We start from the raw sequence: 17,630 nt of genomic DNA on the forward strand, positions 1-17,630 counted from the left end.
CTCCGCGAAGGGAAGGAAAGATCGAGCGCGCGGTTCCGGGGTCGAGCCTTCCCCCGTTCACGGGGGAAGGTGCCGACAGGCGGATGGGGGCGGTCCCTCCAGCGCTATTTGCGCTGGTCGGCCGTCTTCTCGCGCACCGCGCGGAATTCCGAATCCTTGGACCACTCCGGCCAGGCATCCGAATCGGCGAGCTGGTAGCCCAGCTGGTAAAGCAGCCGCAGATCGTGCGCCATGCCGGTGAAGGTCCAACTGGCCTGCCATTCGTCCGAGGGCTGGTGGTAGTGCTCGCGGTTGTAGCGCTTGCCCGCGGCCTCGCCGGCCGCCTTGCCGCCCTTGACCAGGTCGTTGCCCGACTCGAACGAAATCGCCGGTACGCCCTGCTTGGCAAAGGAGAAGTGGTCGGAGCGGAAGAAGCTGCCCGCTTCCGGATGGGGATCGGGCGCATAGCTCATGCCGTAGGTCTTGGCCAGGGCGATCAGGCGGTCGAGCAGACCGAGCTTCGCGTTGCCGGAGATGGAGAAGTTGCGCGCGGGGCCGCCCGGGTCGAGCGCGTCGGTGTTGATGTCCGCCACGGTCTTCCCGACCGGGTACAGCGGATGCGTGGCGTAGTACTCCGAGCCCAGCAGGCCCTTTTCCTCCGCGGTCACCGCCAGGAAGATTACCGACCGCTCCGGCCGGGACGCGTGCGCGAAGGCCCGCCCCAGCTCGATCAGCGCGGCGGTGCCGGTGGCATTGTCGACCGCGCCGTTATAGATGCGATCGCCCTTGGCATCGGGTGCGCCCACGCCCAGGTGATCCCAGTGCGCGCTGTAGATCACGGTCTCGTCCGGACGCTTGGCGCCCTCGACGCGGCCGACGATGTTCTGCGAGGTGATCACCTTGGCATCGACGTCGTAGTGCGCCGAGAAGGTGACGCCGTCGAGCGTCACCGGCCTGAAGTCGCGCGTCTGCGCCTGTTTCTTCAGCGTTGCGAAGTCCAGCCCCGCGGCCTTGAACATCCGCACCGCCAGGTCGTGCTGGATCCAGCCCTCGAGCGTCGGGTGCTCCGCGGCCGGCTGGTCGCGCACGATGTCGAATTGCACGTTGGTATTGGAGTTCTTCACCGTGGCCCAGCCGTAGGAGGCCGGCGCGGTTTCGTGCACCACCAGCATGCCCAGCGCACCCTGGCGGGCGGCTTCCTCGTACTTGTAGGTCCAGCGGCCGTAGTAGGTCATGGCCTTGCCGCCGAAATCGCCCTTGCCGCTCTCGAAGTCGGGGTCGTTGACCAGCACCACGCCGATCTTGCCCTTGAGGTCGACGCCCTTGAAGTCATCCCAGTTCCGCTCGGGTGCATCGACGCCGTAGCCGACGAACACCAGTGGCGCGTGGTTGATGTCGACCTTGCGGCTGCCATCCATCGATGCGCGCACGGCGATCTGCTCGCCCTGGGTCAGCGCGACGTTCCTGCCGTCCTCGGTGAGCGAGAAGCTGGGCGTGCCGACGATTTCGAACCGGCCCAGCGGCACCGGCTGCGTCCAGGTGCGTTTGCCGTCCACGATCGCACCGCCGGGCTCGAGGCCCGCCGCCTTGAACTGCGCGACCACGTAGTCGACCGTTTTCGTCTCGCCCGGCGTGGCCGGGCCGCGGCCCTCGAAGGCATCGGACGAGAGCGTCCTGACCTCCTGCGACAGGCGGTGCGGGTCGAAGGTGGGCAGGTCGGTGGCCCACGCGGGGCTGGCGAGCGCGGGCACGAGCAGGGCCGCGGCAATGGCGTAAGCGAGCGATCGGTTCAAGGCGAGCACCTTTGCGAGGAGACACCCCTTGCATGGTAGGCAGGCTGGCGGCGGATTCCTACCGCGGCCTTGTACTAGCCGCCCAGCACCGTCCGCACCTTGCGCTCCAGCTCGTCGTCGCGGAATGGCTTCTGCACCACCCGCTCCTCGCCGACGCCGGCCAGTGCGGTCTGGTCCGCGTAGCCGGTGACGAACAACACCGGCAGGTCCGGCCGGCGCGCGCGCGCCTGCTGGGCGACCTCCACACCGTTCATGCCGGGCATGGCGAAGTCCGCAACCAGCAGGTCCACCTGCGGCGAGCGATCGAGCAGATCCAGCGCCGCGCCGCCGGAACCGGCTTCCAGCACCTCGAAGCCGAGCTGTCGCAGCCGTGCGGCGGTGACGTCGCGGACGGCGCAGTCGTCGTCCACCAGCAGCGCGAACCGGCGCTGCGCCAACGGTTCGGCATGGGTGTGGTGGTCGGACGCGAGCTCCGTGACAGCCGCACCCGCCTGCGCGCGTGGCAGGTAGACGCGGACCGTGGTGCCCGCGCCGGGACGGCTCTCGATACGCACACCGCCGCCGGACTGCTCCGCAAACCCGAGCACCTGGGCCAGCCCGAGGCCGGACCCCTTGCCCACGCTCTTGGTGGTGAAGAAGGGCTCGAACGCGCGCGCCCGCACCTCCTCGCTCATGCCGGTGCCGGTGTCGGTGACCGAGATGGCCACGTAATCGCCCGCGGCCGGCTCGCCCGGCTGCCGCGGTTCGCCGGCAAGCGTGGCGTTGGCCGTTTCGATCGCCAGGCTGCCGCCCACCGGCATGGCGTCGCGCGCATTGATCGCCAGGTTCAGGATCACCAGCTCGATCTGGGTGGGATCGACCAGCGCGCTCCACAATCCCGGTTGCAGGTGGGCCGCCACCGCGACGCTGCCGCCCATCGTGCTGCGGAGCAATTCGCTCATGCCCTGGACGGTGCCGTTGAGGTCGACCACCTTGGGCTCCAGCCGCTGCCGGCGGGAGAACGCGAGCAGCTGCGAGGTGAGCGTCGCACCACGCAGGGCGGCCTGGCGCATCAGTTCCAGTCGGCGACGCACCTTCGGCTCGTCGACGGTCATTTCGATCAGGTCGAGGTTGCCCAGCACAATGGTCAGCAGGTTGTTGAAGTCGTGCGCGACGCCCGAGGTGAGCTGGCCGACCGCCTCCAACCGCTGCATCTGGCGGAGCGTCGCCTCAACCCGCTCGCGGCCTTCGATCTGGTTGCGCAACTGGCGGTTGGCCGCCTCCAGTTCCTGCGCGGCGAGTTTTTCCTGGGTGATGTCGCGGCCCACCGCGTAGATACGGTCGTACTCGGCGACCGCGGTCCACGCGATCCAGCGCCAGCTGCCACTCTGGCAGCGCATGCGGTTCTCGAACGGCGGCGCCTGGTGCCCCCGGCGCAGGCAGGCCAGCACGGCATTGGCGGCCGCGCGGTCTTCCGGGTGGATGAAATCCAGGAACGGCCGCGTGAGCAGGGTTTCGGTGTCGTAGCCGAGGATGCGCGTCCAGGACGGGTTGATCACCTTGAAGTAGCCATCGAATCCGGCCACCGCGAACAGATCGCGGCTGAGTTCGAACACGCGCTCGCGCTCGCGCCCGATCTTGAAGGCCTCCTCCTGCAACGCGCGATTGCGGTCCTCCAGCGCGGTCCGCTGCTGGTGCGCGCCGGTGACGTCCTGGTTGACCCCGATCATCCGGCGCCGGCCGTCGGAGTCGGTCACGGGCGTGCCCTTGGAAAGAATCCAGCGGGTCTGGCCGTGGGCGCGGATGCGGAACTCGATATCCACCGGCTGGCCGCTTTCAGTGCTGCGACGCACGGCCTCGTCGACAGCGATGCGGTCTTCCGGGAAGACGGTGGCGAGCCAGGCCTCTTCGGGCGTGATCCCGGCGTCGGGGTCGAGCCCGAACAGCACGTACATTTCCGGCGACCAACTGGCATCCCCCGATGGCAGCTCCCACTCCCACACGCCGATCTTGCCCACCCGCTGGGCCAGCTTCAGCCGCGCCTCGCTGGCGCACAGCGCGTCCTCGGCCTGGCGGCGGGAGGTGACGTCCATCAGAACGCCCATCGCGGTCGCCGGCTGGCCGTCCACGACGTGGATTTCCGCACGCAGCAGCAGCGCGCGCTGCTCACCGTGGAGACAGTTGTAGCGAAACTCCATTTCGACGAAGCGCTCGCCGCGCGCCAGCGCGTCGACCATGCCGGTCTGTACGCGCTCGCGCTCGCCCGGCGGGTAGCCGGCGCGGATCTGTTCGACCGTCGGCGTGGCGTCCTCGGGAAAACCGAGCAGGCGGTTGAGCTCGGGCGAACCGACCATGGTTTCGTTGCGCAGGTCCACTTCCCACACAGCCATGCGCCCGGCCTCGATCGCCAGGCGCAGCCGCGCCTCGCTGGTTTCCAGCGCTGCCCGCAGTTGCCGCCATTCGCTGACATCCTGCAATGTGCCGGTGTAGCGCACCGCGCGCACCTCGCCGTCGACCGGCGCGAACAACGCTTCGCCGTGGGCCACGACCCAACGGACCTGGCCGTCCGGGTGCACCACGCGGTACTCGTAGGGCACGCTCTCGCGGATCGTCGGATCAAGCGCACGCAGCAGCATGCCGTGGGTGCGCGGCAGGTCGTCGGGATGGGTGCACGCCTGCAGTTGCTCCAGGCTCAACGGCGCGTCGCCCGGCGGCAGGCCGCAGATCTCGCGGGCGCGGGGCGAGTAGACGAAGGTGTTGTCGAGCAGGTTCCAGTCCCAGACGCCCAGCCTGGCGGCGCGCGTCGCCAGCTCCAGCCGGCGTGCCTCGCTGCCAAACGGCAACTCGGCGCGCGCCTGGGCAGAGATCGGACCCGCGCGGTGCTGCATGACAATCCCTCGTACCTAGGGCCAGCCAAGGCACTGTAGCGCAGGCTGGGCACGGACGACGTGAGGCTTGGCGTGGGATTGTGGCCGTTGCGTCCGCCATGCCCCTCACGCCCGACCGGAAGCGGACGGAACGTGAACCCGCCGCGGTGCTAGTTCAGCCAGCCTCTTCCGTGATGCCGAGCTGGCCCGCCGCGTCGCCGATGGCCCGATGCAGGTCGCGCCGGGTGAAAGGCTTGCTGAGTCGCACCAGGTCCGGAAGCGGCGCACCGGGCAGGTCGGCATAACCGGACGCCAGCACGATCGGCATGCCCGGGACGCGCTCGCGCAAGAGCCCGGCCAGCCGGATGCCGGTCATGCCCGGCATCGCCTGGTCGGTGACGACCACGTCCACGTCACCACCGGCATCGACGTATGCCAAGGCCTCCTCGGCCGAGCGCACGGCATGGACGACGTGGCCCAGATCCTCGGCCATCGCCATCGTGCTCAGCAGGACCAGTTCGTCATCGTCCACGATCAGGAGCGTCAGCGGCTCGCCTTCGTGCAGCGGTGCATCGGCGTCATCGCTCGCCTCGGCAGTCCTCGGCGCATCGGCCTTCGCCGGAGCCACCGGCAGCCAGATCTCGACCGTGGTGCCCCTGCCCGGCTGGCTCTGCAGCAGCAGGCGTCCGCCCGATTGCTCGGCCAGGCCAAAGGCCATCGACAGGCCCAGGCCGGTGCCCTTGCCCACGCCCTTGGTGGTGAAGAACGGCTCCGTGGCGCGTTTGACCGTGTCCTCGTCCATACCGTGGCCCTCGTCGGCGACCCACAGGCAGACATACTCGCCGTGCGGAAGCGCGGTCGAGTGGCCTTCGCCCACGTGCTCGCTGCGCGCGCCGATTTCCAGCCGGCCGCCCTGCGGCATCGCATCGCGGCCGTTGACGGCCAGGTTGAGCAATGCGAGCTCCAATTGGTTCGGATCGATCAGCACCCGCGGGAGCTGCAGCGGGAAGCTGGTGCCGATGCGGATTTCCGGGCCCAGCGAACGGCGGATCAGTTCCGCCATGCCGTGCACCAGCAGCGGCACATCGACCGGCCGCGGATGCAGCTCCTGCCGGCGCGCGAAGGCGAGCATGCGCTGGGTCAGCGCCGCGCCACGCTGTGCGCCGGCCATCGCGTTGTCCAGCAGCAGTTGCGGTCGCGCGGCCGGCGGCAGCCACTTGCGCAACAGTTCAAGGTTGCCCATTACCGCCATCAGCAGGTTGTTGAAGTCGTGCGCCACGCCGCCGGTGAGATGGCCGATGGATTCGGATTTCTGCGCCTGGAACAGTGCTTCACGCGCGACCGCCAGCTCCTCTTCGGCGCGCTTTTTCTCGGTGACGTCGCGGGTGATCTTGGCAAAGCCCACGACCCGGCCCTCGGCGTCGGTCAGGCGATCGATCACCACGTGCGCCCAGAACAGGGTGCCGTCCTTGCGCTTGCGCCAGCCCTCGCCCTCGTACACGCCCTGCGCGCGCGCGATGGCCAGGTTGCGCGATGGCTTGCCGGCGCTGGCGTCCTCGTCCGCGTAAAAATGGCTGAAATGCTTGCCCAATACCTCGTCGGCGCGATAGCCCTTGATGCGCTGGGCGCCGGCGTTCCAGCTGGCGACGTGGCCATCCGGATCGAGCAGGTAGATCGCGTAGTCGCGCACGCCCTGCACGAGCAGGCTGAACTGCTGCTCGTTGCTGCCGAGCATGTCATCGGACTGGTGCGGCCAGGGAATGTCGCGGGCGAGATAGGCGTACCCCTCCAGCTGGCCGGTCTTGTCACGCACGGCCTCCAGGATGGTTCGCGTCCACACCCGCTGGTCGTGCTTGCCCAGGCGCCAGCCTGTCTCCTCGTCGCGCCCCTCGTCCCTCGCTGCCTGGAGTGCCTGTTCGGGCAGCCCGGCGGAGCGGCTCTCGGGGGTGTGGAGTGTCGCGAACGGCTGGCCGACGATCTCGTCGGCGGTGTAACCAAAAATACGTTCGGCGCCCACGTTCCAAGTGGCGATGCGGCCCTGCGGGTCGAGGAAAACCATGGCAAGCGCATCGAGCGCCTGCACCATCCGGCTGCAATTTTCCCCACCTGTCGACATGCCTACCTCTCGAACGAAACGACCTGCAACTCGCGCAGGCAGACCGCGGATTATGCGGCCTGCCCTCATCGACACCGTGAATGCCTAGCCCGCGATCTGCGCCCGCTCCAGCGCCGCCACGTGGCGCTCCAGACGCGGCCCCAGATAGCAATGTGAACCGCAGGGAAGCAGACCCGCCTGTGCGAACTGGCGAAGGTACCAAGCGGGCGGACGCGAGAAAAAGCCTTCGCGGTCGCCGACCACGTCGTCCCGACTCGTGAACACCTCCAGGAACGCCACGCCCTCGAGCATCTCGCCTATGCCGGCGAGGCCCGCGCGGATTTCCGCCGGCCGCAGGTAATGCAGCACGTCGGTGCACACGATCAGGTCGAAGCGCTCCTCGAAGCGCAGGTGCTCCAGCTGGCCGAAGCTTGCCAGCCCGACGTTGCGGCTGCGCCCGTAGCGGGCCACCACGTAGGAGCTCGCGTCCAGCCCGCGATACGCCACGCCCGGCCGCAGGCCGCGCAGCGGCGCGCGCCAGGGCGCCTCGCCGCAACCGACGTCCAGCACGTTGCGCAGCGGGCGACCCAGGTAGTACTCGGCCTGCGCGACGGCCAGCGCTACCTTGCGCTTCAGCTCGGCGGCGGAGGCGACGGCGTGGCGCGGGTCGCGGTACCACTTGTCGAAATAGGCGCGGTCGTAGGTCTTGGGCATGGGCTGGCGGTTGCGAAAAAAGCCCATGGTACGGCCTGGCAATCACCCGACGCATACATGGGGCACTCCAGCATTTTTCCAACCGCCCCGCCTGGAGCCCGACATGTCCATGATCCGCCTGCGCCTGATCGGCAACCGCGACGCCGCCGACTCGATCATCACCATGCTGCATGGCATCGACGGCATCGAGCACGTCGAGGAGATCGAGGACTTCATGCTCGGCGTGCGCGACGATTCCAGCTCCGCCAACCTCGTGGACGACAGCGAAGGCCGCGTCTTCATGGTCGAGGTCGATGCGCCGGACGACATGCGCGCCGACGCGGTGCGGGTGGTCGCCGAGGCCGAGGCGCGGCGTCTGGACGCCGGCCTGGAGATCGTCGACGGCGAGGATTTCTGAGTCGCCCAATGCAGGAGACCGCGTGCGCGCAAGGCTCCGTGCAGGACGCGCGGCAGCGTCCGACCTGATGTAGGAGCCCGCTTGCGGGCGATGCCTTTCGCGCCGCAAAACCAACGTAGAGCGTCGCCCGCGAGCGGGCTCCAACAGGGTTCGCTCAGCCGCCGCGCACCAGCAGGTGCCGCGCGACCTGCCCGTGCATGCGGCCCAGCCCGCGTGCCAGGTGCAGGGTGGCGAACAGCAGCAGCACGCCCAGCACGCACAGTGCGATGGCATCGCCCCAACCCGGTACGTGCTCGCCAAAGCCCCAGTCGATGATCACCCGGTGGTCGACGAACAGCCGCGACAGGTCGCCGCCGTTCACCATCCAGGCCACCGGCGCACCGATGAAGCCCACCGACACCGACACCAGCGTCACCGCGATCGTGAAGTAGACGATGCCGAGCGGGAGCATCAGCAGCATGTAAAGCAGCGTGGTCCAGGTACGCGCATCGGTGAACATCGCGCCGATGCGTTTGAGCAACGTCAGGTCACGCGTCGGATACGGCGGGCGGCGCGGCATGCGGGCGCCCAGCATGGCCTCCACGATGCGCCCCTCGACCAGCGAGAGCAGCCGCACCGAGCCGAAGAACAGCACGATGAAAGGCAGCCCGACGATCAGCACCGACAGCCCCGCCGACAGCGACACGCCGGTGACCGCCCAGGTGAAATAGAAGATGCCCGTGGCCAGCGCCAGCACCATGTAGAACAGCGCGCCGTAAGTGCGCGGATCGGCTGCCACGCCGAAGAAGCGACCGGCCAGCGAGCGGCGCTTTGGCGGCGGCGGCGGGCGCAGCGCGCGCTGGATCCGGATCTCCTGGTCGCGATAGAGCTCGGCCACCTCCTCCGGTGCGCCGTAGCTGCCCACGACGTGGCCCAGCATGTCCGCCTCGCTGCGCGTGGGCTGTTCGGCGAGCTCGGCGCGCAGGTGTTCCTCCGCGTCGTAGAGCGCATCCTGCACCAGTGCCGGGTCGGCGCCCCGCAGCGCGGCACGCAGCTGGTCGAGGTATTCGTTGATCGTGCGCGGTGCGTTCATCACACCTCTCCTTGAAGGACCTTGTCGACGGAATCACGCGTGGCGTTCCAGGCCGCGACCCATTCGCGCAGCACTTCCCGCCCCGGTGGGGTAACGCGGTAATAGCGGCGCGGTGGCCCGCTCACCGAAGGCTCGACCTCGCTGGCCAGCAGCCCGGCCGCTTCCAGGTTGCGCAGCACCGGGTAGAGCGCGCTCTGCTTGCCGGCCAGCACGCCCTCGCCCAGTTCCTCCAGCCGCTTGGCGATCTGGTAGCCGTACAGCGGCTGCTTCGATTGCTCAAGCACCGCCAGCAGCACCAGCGAGACGGTGCCGGCGGAGAGTTCCTTCTGGAATTTCTTCAGATGGCTGACCCGATCGTCCACGCGCTTGCCTGCACTGCCACTTGGGTTGGTGTGCATCTTATTGCGAAGTTAGTACTAGTCCATGGGCCTGAAGTCATGGCGGCGCGCGCCCCGGCCGTCACCTACGGGCGAGCTGCCGCAGGGCCGCGGTAGCTATGCCCGGTCGCCGGTGAGCCGGTCGATCGGTACGGACACCCGCACCTCGAGTCCTTCGGGGTGCCAGGTGCGGGTCAGCTCGCCGGCCAGTTGGTCGCGCAGGGTAAGGTCCACCAGCCGGCTGCCGAAGCCTGTCCGCTCCGGCTCCTGCACGGCCGGCCCACCCTGCTCGCGCCAGTGCAGCGCGAAGCGGTCGGCCAAGCGCTCGCCGCGGATCTGCACCTTTCCGTCCGGCACGGCGAACGCGCCGTACTTGGCCGCATTGGTGGCCAGCTCGTGGATCGCCAGCGATAACGGCGTGAGCGCACGCGGTCCGAGCACAATGTCGTCCCCGACCAGTTCGATGCGGTCGCATCCCGCCAGCGCATAGGGCCTGAGCAGACGGCGGGTGAGGCCCAGCACGGTGGCCTCCTTTTCGACCGGTCCTGCGTCCGGCCCGTGGGGGCTCGCATAGTCGTGGGCTTCGCCCAGGGCCAGCAGGCGGGCGAGCAGTTCGTCGGCGAAGGCGCGGCTTTCGGGAAACTGCCGGACCGTCAGCGCGACCAGCCCCGAGACCACCGCGAAAATGTTCTTGATGCGGTGGCTGAGTTCCCTGCCGGCCAGTTCCAGTTGCTCCGCAGTGGCCTTCTGCTCGTGGATGTCGGTGCAGGTGCCCATCCAGCGCAGGATCTGGCCGGTTTCGTTGCGCACCGGATGCGCGCGGCCGAGCACCCAGCGGTAGACGCCGGTGTGGTGGCGCAGGCGGTATTCGATTTCGTAGGGCTCGCCGGTGGCAAGGCTGTGCCGCCAACGGGCGAAGGTACGCTCGCGGTCGTCCGGGTGGAACAGCTCGGCCCAGTCGTCGCCGTCGGTGGTTCCCGGCACGGCGCCGGTATATTCGTACCAGCGCTGGTTGAAGAAGTCGTGGTAGCCGTCTGGGCTGGCCGTCCAGATGATCTGATCGACCGAATCGACGATCGCGCGCAGCGACGCCCGGCTTTCCTCCAGCGCCTGCTCGGTGTGCTTGTACCCGGTGACGTCCAGGAACAGCACCACGAACCGCTCGCCCTCCAGCGGATGGGCGCGGGCCTCGTAGACGCGGTGACCCAGCGCGGACACCTGGACCTCGAATGCCGATGGCGCGCCACTGTCGACCACGGCGCCGTAGCGCTGGACCACGCTGGCCGGGAAGCCCGGTATCGCCTGGCTGACACGCCGTCCCAACACCGTCCCGGGCCGTCGGCCGGTCTGCCGCGTGAACGCCTCGTTGACCTCCAGGAACACGAAGTCGACGACCTGGCCCTGGTCGTCGCGGATGACTTCGCCGATGAAAAAGCCCTCCCGGATGCGGGCGAACAGCTCACGGTACTGCCCGTCGTCGAGCCCCGCGCTGACCGGTCCCCCGGCGCGATCGAGCCGGCCGGGGGCGGGCGGTTCGCGGATACGGCGCACGTTGTCGGTCGTGTCGTAGACGAACTGGAACGCGCCCGCCCGTTGTCCGTCGGCGTCCCGAAGCGGGAAATACTTCATTTCGTAGCTTCGGCGCTCCCGCGCCGGGTCGCCGAATTCGCCGATCTCGACGAAGGACTCCCCCGCCAGCGCCCGACTCCATATGGCGCGGACTTCCGCCTGCTGCGCAGGCATGTGCGCCAGCAGCTCCAGCATCGAATCGCCACGTCGGGGACGTAGGCCATAGACGCGCTCGAACTCCTTGGCGCTAGCCTCGTTGATGGCGAGAAAGCGGTAGTCGAGGCCGACGACCTGGACCATGGCCTGCTCGGCGTCGATCACTTGTTGAAGGATATCCAGGCCAGCAACCCCGGCGGCCGATCCGTCGGAGGCATGACCCGACGGATCGGTCGTCGCACTCGGCTGAGCCTGTGGCCGGATCATCGTGCCATCGCGCCGGCGCATGGCGCGGGTGATGTTGTCCAGAACGAGCGCATGGTGTTTGGCTTCCTCCAGGCTTGCCAGGGCGGTCCATGCGCAGCCTGCAGGCGCAGGATTCGCTGGACGCGCTTCACGCAACATGGTGGATCGGGAGTCAAGGGCGTGTAGGTCCGCGGTGAACCGGCGACTTCGCTGCCGCAGGTATCGGCGTGGTAAGAAGCACCCTCACGTGCGACAGCGGAGTGTCCATGTCCCGTATATTGCTTGGCTTCGGGCTGATCCTGGCATGGGCCGGATGTTCCGACCTGGAAAGCACCGCCGACGTGCGGGCGCTGAAGGCTGCGGTGGCGCCCCTGCATCTGGACGATCCCGCCCGCGACGTCAGGGGAAATGTGGCGCGCCTGGATTTTCGTCCCATCGGGCTGCGGGATCACGGCACCTGCGCTGGCTACACCGGCAAGGACGCGCGGCTGGTCAAGCTGCAGGCCCGCCTCGGCACGCGGTGCCTGCGGGGCGCGACGCTCCGCCCCGGGTTCCCCGCGCATGACCGGCTGGTCTACGCGGCACGCGCCTACGCGCGCGCCTATAACGCGATCCTCGCGGACACGACCGGCGGGCATTTCTCCGTGCGCTTTACGGCCGACGGCCTGACCTGGACCGTGCCTGACCGCTTCGAGATCCTGCTCCCACCCGCAGGGCGGGGACACAACCGCGATTGGGAAATGTACGCATATTGGGATGGACAGTCGCTCGGTCCTTGTCGGGAAGCGCGGAAGAGCCCACCACCATGCGGCAGCTTCGTGAGAATCATCCCGGGCTCTCGGCATGACGATCCCGGCAGGGCACCAAGCCGGCTGTCGAGCAGCCACCGTGATGGCTCGGACCTCGGGTTCACGTTGACCCCGACCCGCCTGCGCTCGGAACACTTCCCGGGGCTCAAGTACCTCGGCTCCACGGCCAAGGAGCACTACTTCGCGATGGAGTCGCCTTACATCGGCTATGTCCGGTGCTGGGAAGACAGCGACAGGTACATCGTCCCCGCGGTGGACCCCGGCTTGCCCGACAGCCACGCGCTGACCTGCTGGACCTCGTTCGAGCTGGCCAACCGCACAGAGGTGAACGTGCAGGTCTGGAACGCCAGCCTGCGCGACGTGGCCCCGCTGCTGGCCCGGTTGTACGCGCAGGCGCGAGCCATGACTGCCTGACCGCCCACGGCCGGATGCGTCGCGCTCAGGCTTCCAGCGCGGCGTTGACCATGCCCGGCAAGGTCTCCAGCGAGAACGGCTTCTGCAGCACGCGATAGACCACCGTCTGCAGCGTGGGCGGCAGCGGCGAGGGGGCGTAGCCGGTCATCAGGATGACCTTCAGGCCCGGGCGCAGGGTGCGGGCGGCTTCGGCCACCTGATAGCCGTCGATATCCGGCAGCTTGATGTCGCTCAGCAGCACGTCGATGCGCAGGTCCGATTGCAGGGCCTGCACGCCGGAGGTGCCGTCGCTGGCTTCCACGACGCTGAAGCCGGCGTCCTGCAGGCCTTCCATGACCAGTTCACGCAGGAACGCCTCGTCTTCGACCAGCAGGATGTGGGGGGCGGTGTCTGCAGCGGGCATTACGCTTCCTCGGGGAGAGTTTCGCGGGGGACGCGGGGAAGGATGATGTGGATGGTCGTGCCATGGCCGACGCGACTCTCGATCTGCGCCACGCCGTTGGATTGCTCGATATAGCCCAGGATGGTGCTCAGGCCCAGGCCGGTGCCCTTGCCCACCGGCTTGGTGGTGAAGAACGGGTCGAACGCCTTTCGGCGCACGTCCTCGCTCATGCCCACGCCGGTGTCGATCACGCGCAGGCGAACGTAGTCGCCCGGCTCCAGTCCGTTCACCGGGTGCGCCGCATCCACCGTCAGGTCGTCGGTGCAGATGCAGATCGGGCCGCCGTCGGGCATTGCATCGCGTGCGTTGATCACCAGGTTGAGGATCGCGTTCTCCATCTGGTTGGAGTCGCACAGCACCGGCCATTGCGAATCGAGCCGATAGTCGATGCGCCAGCTGGAGCCGACCGAATGATCCAGCAACGGCTGGATGCTGCGGACCAGTTCGTCCAGCCGCAGCGAGTGAGGCGACAGCGGCTGGCGGCGCGCGAAACTCAGCAGGCGCTGGGTCAGGCTGGCGGCACGGTCGATGCCGTCCTGGGCCATGTCCAGGTAGCGCTGGATCTGGCGATGACGGGCCTGGCGCTGCTCGAACAGCTCGCGGTCGCCCGCCGGCATGGCGTGCACCTGCGCGCCGGCAGCGACGCCTTCGCGTTCGAGCTGGACCTCCCGCTCGACCAGCGGATCGCTGTGCTGCAACTGCTTGTTCAGGCGCGCCAGGCTGCCGCGTATGATCATCAGCAGGTTGTTGAAGTCGTGCGCGACGCCGCCGGAGAGCTGACCGATCGCCTCCATCTTCTGGCTCTGGCGCAGCGCCTCCTCGGTACGCGCGCGGTGCTCCATCTCGTTGCTGAGACGCTCGTTGGCGGTGGCCAGCTCGCGCGCGCGTCGTTCCAGGGCCGCGTTGGCGCGCATGAGCACGCGATGGGCAACGGCCAGCGCGAACAGCATCAACACGGCCATGAGGGTCAGCAAGGCCACGCCGCTGTAGCGCGCCAGTTGAACGATAAGCGGCGTTTCGGCGGCGCGCAGGTACACGCTGCCCACCATGGTGCTGCCCTGTTGCGCCGGCACCGCCACGACCAGGCCATCGCGCGGCAGCCGTCCACCGTTGGCGAGGCTGTCGGCCAGCGGCTTGCTGCCTGCACGCTGGAAGCCGGCGACCTGGCGGTGCGCCTCGTTGTAGACGGCGGCCGCGTCCAGGCGCGGATCGAGCATCAGCGCATTGACGTATTCCTGCGCGGTGGCGTGGTCGTTGAATGCGATCGCCGCAGTGACGCTGGCGGCCAGGATCTTGGCCTGCACGGTGAGCTGGCGGCGATGTTCTCCGTGCGAGGAGTGGTACTGATAACCCGCCGCGAGCGCGCCGGCCAACAGCAGCAGGCCGGCGGCGACCAGCGACATCACGGGCCGGAACACGAAGGGCTGGCCGTGGCCCTGCCGTTTCACGACGCCTCCCTCACCGCCAGGGCGAGGTTGAGCAGCTTGGAGTTGATGGTGATGTGGTTGCGCGCGGCGGCGCCGGTGTCGATCACGAAGCGCACGCGGCCGTGATCGATGACGAACTGCACGATGCCGCCATCGGCGTGTGGTTCCGTAGAGTCGACCACGGTGAGCACTGGCTTGCCGCTGACCGCGTCGAGCGCCTGCTGGACGGTCTGCGACGAGAGGCGGCTGATGAACACGATCTGGCACTGGCTATCGGGCGTGAGTGTTTCGAGCCGATGCACCTCGAACGGGTGCGTGCCCAGGCTGCGCCCGGCGATCGCTTGCTGAAGGTAGGCATCGAACGGGGCATCGCCGGCCACGCAGATGCGGAAGGGCTGTTCGGGCGATTCGAACGTCGCCGGCGGCCAGTTCACGAACGGTGCCAGCTTGTAGAGGTACGTCGCCTTGACCGCGTACTCCAGCGAAACGGCCGGCGGCGGGTGCGGCCCGGGCTGCGGCGAGGCCTCACAGGCCGTGCATGCCAGCAGCAGCGCAAGCAGGCGGGCCGGCGTACGCGCGCGGAGCCGGGCAAGCAGTCCGGGCACGCGGGTCCTGGCGGGGGTGCGGTGGTTGCGGATCGACATCTCCTAAGGGCGTCCGGCCGCGCGTCAGAAATTCAGCCGCGCGTCGAGCGACACGCCGCGCCCGATGCGATTGCCGTTGGGATATTCCTGGTGCCAGGCATGCAACAGGTTCGAGCCGGACAGCGAAAGCTCCAGTTTGTCGTTCACCAGCCAGCCCAGGCGCAGGTCCAGCTCCACGTAGCCGGGCACCTTCGGATCGGGCAAGGCATCCACGCCGCGCAGGTCGGCGAACAGCGTCCAGCTGTCGGACAGGTTCATCATCGAACGGATGAAACCCTGGTACTGCGGGTCGTCGCCGGCCTGCGACACGCCAAGCAGCGCGGCGCTGGGCGACTTGAAGCCCAGGTGCTGGCGCTGCGCATCGAAGCCGGCGCCCAGTTGCCACCAGTCGCTGATCGCGTAGCTGCCCCAGGCTTCCACGCCATAGGTGTGCCCCTTCATGCCGTTGCCCCAGGTCAGGGGCAGGCCCGTGGGCGAAAGCTCGACTGTCCTCAGGTCGTCGTAGACGTTGTAGTACAGCGACACCGACACGGTCGCGCGGGTGGCCACCTGGCCGCGCCAGCCGGCCTCGTAGGCGGTGAGCTTTTCGCGCCTGAACGCCGGATTGCCGGTCAGGAAGACGACCGTGCCGAGCTTCTCGATCACGTCCTCGTCGAACGGGGTCGGCGTGCGTACCGCACGCGAAGCGGCGGCCCACAGCAGGTTGTTCGCACCGGGCATCCAGGACAGCCGCAGATTGGGCATCAGCGACACGCCCGAATACGGATCGTTCTCGGCCTTCAGGCCCAGCGTGAGCTGGGTTTTGTCGTTGAGCGCCACCTGGTCCTGCACGAAGGCGTTGGCCAGGTTCTGGGTATTCCGCGCCGGATCCCACAGCAGCGAATCGGCCGTCCCGATGCGGGGCGTGATGTCGTAGCGGTAGATGCGGTCACCCAGGCCCCACAGCAGCTGCTGGCGATCGCCCACGGCCAGGCTGTGCTGCAATTCCACGTCCAGCGTGTCCAGCGCGAAGCCGCTGCCGCCATCGCTGCTGTCGCGGCGATGCACGTGGTCGTAGTAGGCCTGCAACTGGACGCCCGAGGTGTCGCTGATGGTGTGCCGCCAGCGCGCCAGCACGTCCGCCTCGGTGCTGCGCGCATCGGAATCGCCGGGCTGGTCGGTACGGCCGTCGTGCAGGTCGCCCTGCAACATGACCGTGTCGCTGGGGCTGCTTTCGATGTCCACGCGGACGCCGACCTGCGGGCTGTTCCAGCCGTTGCGTGCAGGCCGCCCGCTGGCATCGTCCAGCTCATGGCGGCGCACGTCGCGCGCGTAGACCCGGTAGTGCGCATGCTTGCCGAGGGCACCGCCGTACTGCACGGCCGCGCTGGTTTCCAGGTTGCCCACGCGCACGGCCAGCAAGCCGCCGTCGGACTCGGCGCTGTTGCGCGTGATGATGTTGATGACGCCGTTGACCGCGTTGGCGCCCCACAGTGCGCCGCCCGGGCCGCTGATCACCTCGATCCGCTCGATGTTCTCCGGAAGCACGAACTGGTCGTCCCAGTACATGCCCGAGAAGATCGGCGAGTACACGCTGCGGCCGTCGATCATCACCAGCAACTTGTTGGGGAAATTCTGCGCGACGCTGTTGCCGCTGAAGCCGCGCGCGGTGACGAGGTAGTTGGCCGGGCTGGTCTGGAACACTTCCAGGTTGGGCGCCATCCGCAGGATGTCGGGCAGGCTCCGGGCGCCCGAACGCATGATGTCGTCGTGGCTGATCACGTAGACGGCCGCGGGCGCCTTGCTCAGCGGCTCCGGGTTCTTGGTCACCGAGGAGACGACCACCTTGCCCAGATCTTCCAGCGTGAGACTGCCCAGATCGGTCGGCTGGGCCACCAGGCACATCGCGCGGGTCGACAGCGCAAGCAGGGTCATCGTGAGGGCGCCACGCGCCAGCGCACGCCTTCCCGCGCTCGTTCGCACGCTTCCTTGCGAAGGGGAATCCGGGCAGCGCATCAGGGCCATCCTTACAGGGCAGTTGTCCAACGTCGTCTTGTTCTTGGTCCGCCGATCGGCCGCAACGGCATCGTCACCGCCGCCGGGCCGCGTCGAGCTCGGTTTTGATGCCGGACAGTGTACCGATAACAGCGCGGACGCACCGTGTCGACCGGCAAGAATGCCGGCAGTTATGCGGATCACTGCACATCGCCACCGGCCAGCGCGCGCACGAACCAGCGGATGGAAGGCGCGCCGATGTAGTGCGCCCAGGTGTCGACGTCACGGACCATCGCTTCGCCATCGCCCCCGAACGACTGCAGATAGGCGGCCGCCGTGCCGAACTGCCGGCTGCGTGCCTGCAGGTCGCGCGCGTTGCGCAGGGTCGCGCGGATCTTCTTGGGATTACGGATCATGCCCTCGGCCGCCAGCAGGTCGTCCAGGCGGTCGTCCGGCCAGGCGGCGACCGTCGCCAGCGCGAAGTCCGCGAAGGCATGACGGATGGCGGGCCAGCGCGCGCGGACCACGGCCGGCCGGAAGCGGGCCTGGAACACGGCGGCGGTGAGCAGCTCGAAAATCTCGTCGTCGCTGCGCGCCGGTTGGCCGCCCAACGGATTCCAGCCTTCGACGACCGGGAGCGTCATGGCGGATCGGTCCTGCGCGCGGCCCGCGCGCA

The 17,630-nt window shown here is 68.5% G+C and carries 14 protein-coding genes; 2 read left to right on the forward strand and 12 right to left on the reverse strand.

The window, feature by feature from the left end; all coding sequences use genetic code 11:
- Nucleotides 1–104: 104 nt before the first annotated feature.
- From ACFWZ3_RS15870 to ACFWZ3_RS15885, 4 genes are all read right to left on the reverse strand, one after another.
- The gene (locus tag ACFWZ3_RS15870; protein WP_439708649.1) at nucleotides 105–1,772 is read right to left on the reverse strand and encodes a M28 family metallopeptidase; all 1,668 of its coding nucleotides are present in this window, start codon (nucleotides 1,770–1,772) and stop codon (nucleotides 105–107) included.
- Nucleotides 1,773–1,846: 74 nt separating this feature from the next.
- Nucleotides 1,847–4,639, reverse strand: a complete 2,793-nt coding sequence (locus ACFWZ3_RS15875) for a PAS domain-containing protein (protein WP_439708650.1) — start codon at nucleotides 4,637–4,639, stop codon at nucleotides 1,847–1,849.
- A gap of 154 nt (nucleotides 4,640–4,793) precedes the next feature.
- On the reverse strand, nucleotides 4,794–6,734 hold the full coding sequence (locus tag ACFWZ3_RS15880; protein ID WP_439708651.1) for a PAS domain S-box protein: 1,941 nt from the start codon (nucleotides 6,732–6,734) through the stop codon (nucleotides 4,794–4,796).
- Between the two features lie 84 nt (nucleotides 6,735–6,818).
- Entirely contained in the window at nucleotides 6,819–7,427 is a 609-nt protein-coding gene (locus tag ACFWZ3_RS15885) for a class I SAM-dependent DNA methyltransferase (RefSeq protein WP_439708689.1), read from the reverse strand.
- A 103-nt stretch (nucleotides 7,428–7,530) separates the two neighbouring features.
- Between ACFWZ3_RS15885 and ACFWZ3_RS15890 the strand changes: the two genes are divergently transcribed.
- Nucleotides 7,531–7,824 (forward strand): hypothetical protein, encoded by a 294-nt coding sequence (locus ACFWZ3_RS15890; RefSeq protein WP_439708652.1) that lies wholly within the window; start codon nucleotides 7,531–7,533, stop codon nucleotides 7,822–7,824.
- Nucleotides 7,825–7,978: 154 nt separating this feature from the next.
- On the opposite strand, the gene ACFWZ3_RS15895 is transcribed toward ACFWZ3_RS15890, so the two are convergent.
- From ACFWZ3_RS15895 to ACFWZ3_RS15905, 3 genes are all read right to left on the reverse strand, one after another.
- Nucleotides 7,979–8,896 carry a sensor domain-containing protein gene (locus ACFWZ3_RS15895; protein ID WP_439708653.1) on the reverse strand — a complete coding sequence of 306 codons (918 nt, stop codon included), beginning with the start codon at nucleotides 8,894–8,896 and terminating at the stop codon, nucleotides 7,979–7,981.
- Nucleotides 8,896–9,294 (reverse strand): PadR family transcriptional regulator, encoded by a 399-nt coding sequence (locus ACFWZ3_RS15900; RefSeq protein ID WP_439708654.1) that lies wholly within the window; start codon nucleotides 9,292–9,294, stop codon nucleotides 8,896–8,898. The genes ACFWZ3_RS15895 and ACFWZ3_RS15900 overlap by 1 nt, the downstream gene beginning before the upstream one ends.
- Nucleotides 9,295–9,390: 96 nt before the next feature.
- On the reverse strand, nucleotides 9,391–11,403 hold the full coding sequence (locus tag ACFWZ3_RS15905) for a PAS domain-containing protein (RefSeq protein WP_439708655.1): 2,013 nt from the start codon (nucleotides 11,401–11,403) through the stop codon (nucleotides 9,391–9,393).
- A gap of 107 nt (nucleotides 11,404–11,510) precedes the next feature.
- Here ACFWZ3_RS15905 and ACFWZ3_RS15910 point away from each other — a divergent pair, with 107 nt between their 5' ends.
- Nucleotides 11,511–12,467, forward strand: a complete 957-nt coding sequence (locus ACFWZ3_RS15910) for a hypothetical protein (RefSeq protein ID WP_439708656.1) — start codon at nucleotides 11,511–11,513, stop codon at nucleotides 12,465–12,467.
- A 25-nt stretch (nucleotides 12,468–12,492) separates the two neighbouring features.
- Here ACFWZ3_RS15910 and ACFWZ3_RS15915 read toward each other — a convergent pair whose 3' ends face one another.
- The 5 genes from ACFWZ3_RS15915 to ACFWZ3_RS15935 form a co-directional block, all read right to left on the reverse strand.
- Entirely contained in the window at nucleotides 12,493–12,870 is a 378-nt protein-coding gene (locus ACFWZ3_RS15915) for a response regulator (RefSeq protein ID WP_439708657.1), read from the reverse strand.
- On the reverse strand, nucleotides 12,870–14,357 hold the full coding sequence (locus tag ACFWZ3_RS15920) for a sensor histidine kinase (protein WP_439708658.1): 1,488 nt from the start codon (nucleotides 14,355–14,357) through the stop codon (nucleotides 12,870–12,872). The genes ACFWZ3_RS15915 and ACFWZ3_RS15920 overlap by 1 nt, the downstream gene beginning before the upstream one ends.
- The gene (locus tag ACFWZ3_RS15925) at nucleotides 14,354–14,941 is read right to left on the reverse strand and encodes a YfiR family protein (RefSeq protein WP_439708659.1); all 588 of its coding nucleotides are present in this window, start codon (nucleotides 14,939–14,941) and stop codon (nucleotides 14,354–14,356) included. Before ACFWZ3_RS15925 ends, ACFWZ3_RS15920 begins: the two co-directional genes overlap by 4 nt.
- A 63-nt stretch (nucleotides 14,942–15,004) precedes the next feature.
- Nucleotides 15,005–16,894, reverse strand: coding sequence for a TonB-dependent receptor plug domain-containing protein (locus tag ACFWZ3_RS15930; RefSeq protein WP_439708660.1), 1,890 nt, complete (start codon nucleotides 16,892–16,894; stop codon nucleotides 15,005–15,007).
- Nucleotides 16,895–17,154: 260 nt separating this feature from the next.
- Nucleotides 17,155–17,598, reverse strand: coding sequence for a DNA-3-methyladenine glycosylase I (locus tag ACFWZ3_RS15935; protein WP_439708661.1), 444 nt, complete (start codon nucleotides 17,596–17,598; stop codon nucleotides 17,155–17,157).
- Nucleotides 17,599–17,630: the final 32 nt, after the last annotated feature.

It is taken from the genome of Frateuria sp. GZRR35 (assembly GCF_051900415.1).
Classification (GTDB): Bacteria; Pseudomonadota; Gammaproteobacteria; order Xanthomonadales; family Rhodanobacteraceae; genus Frateuria_A.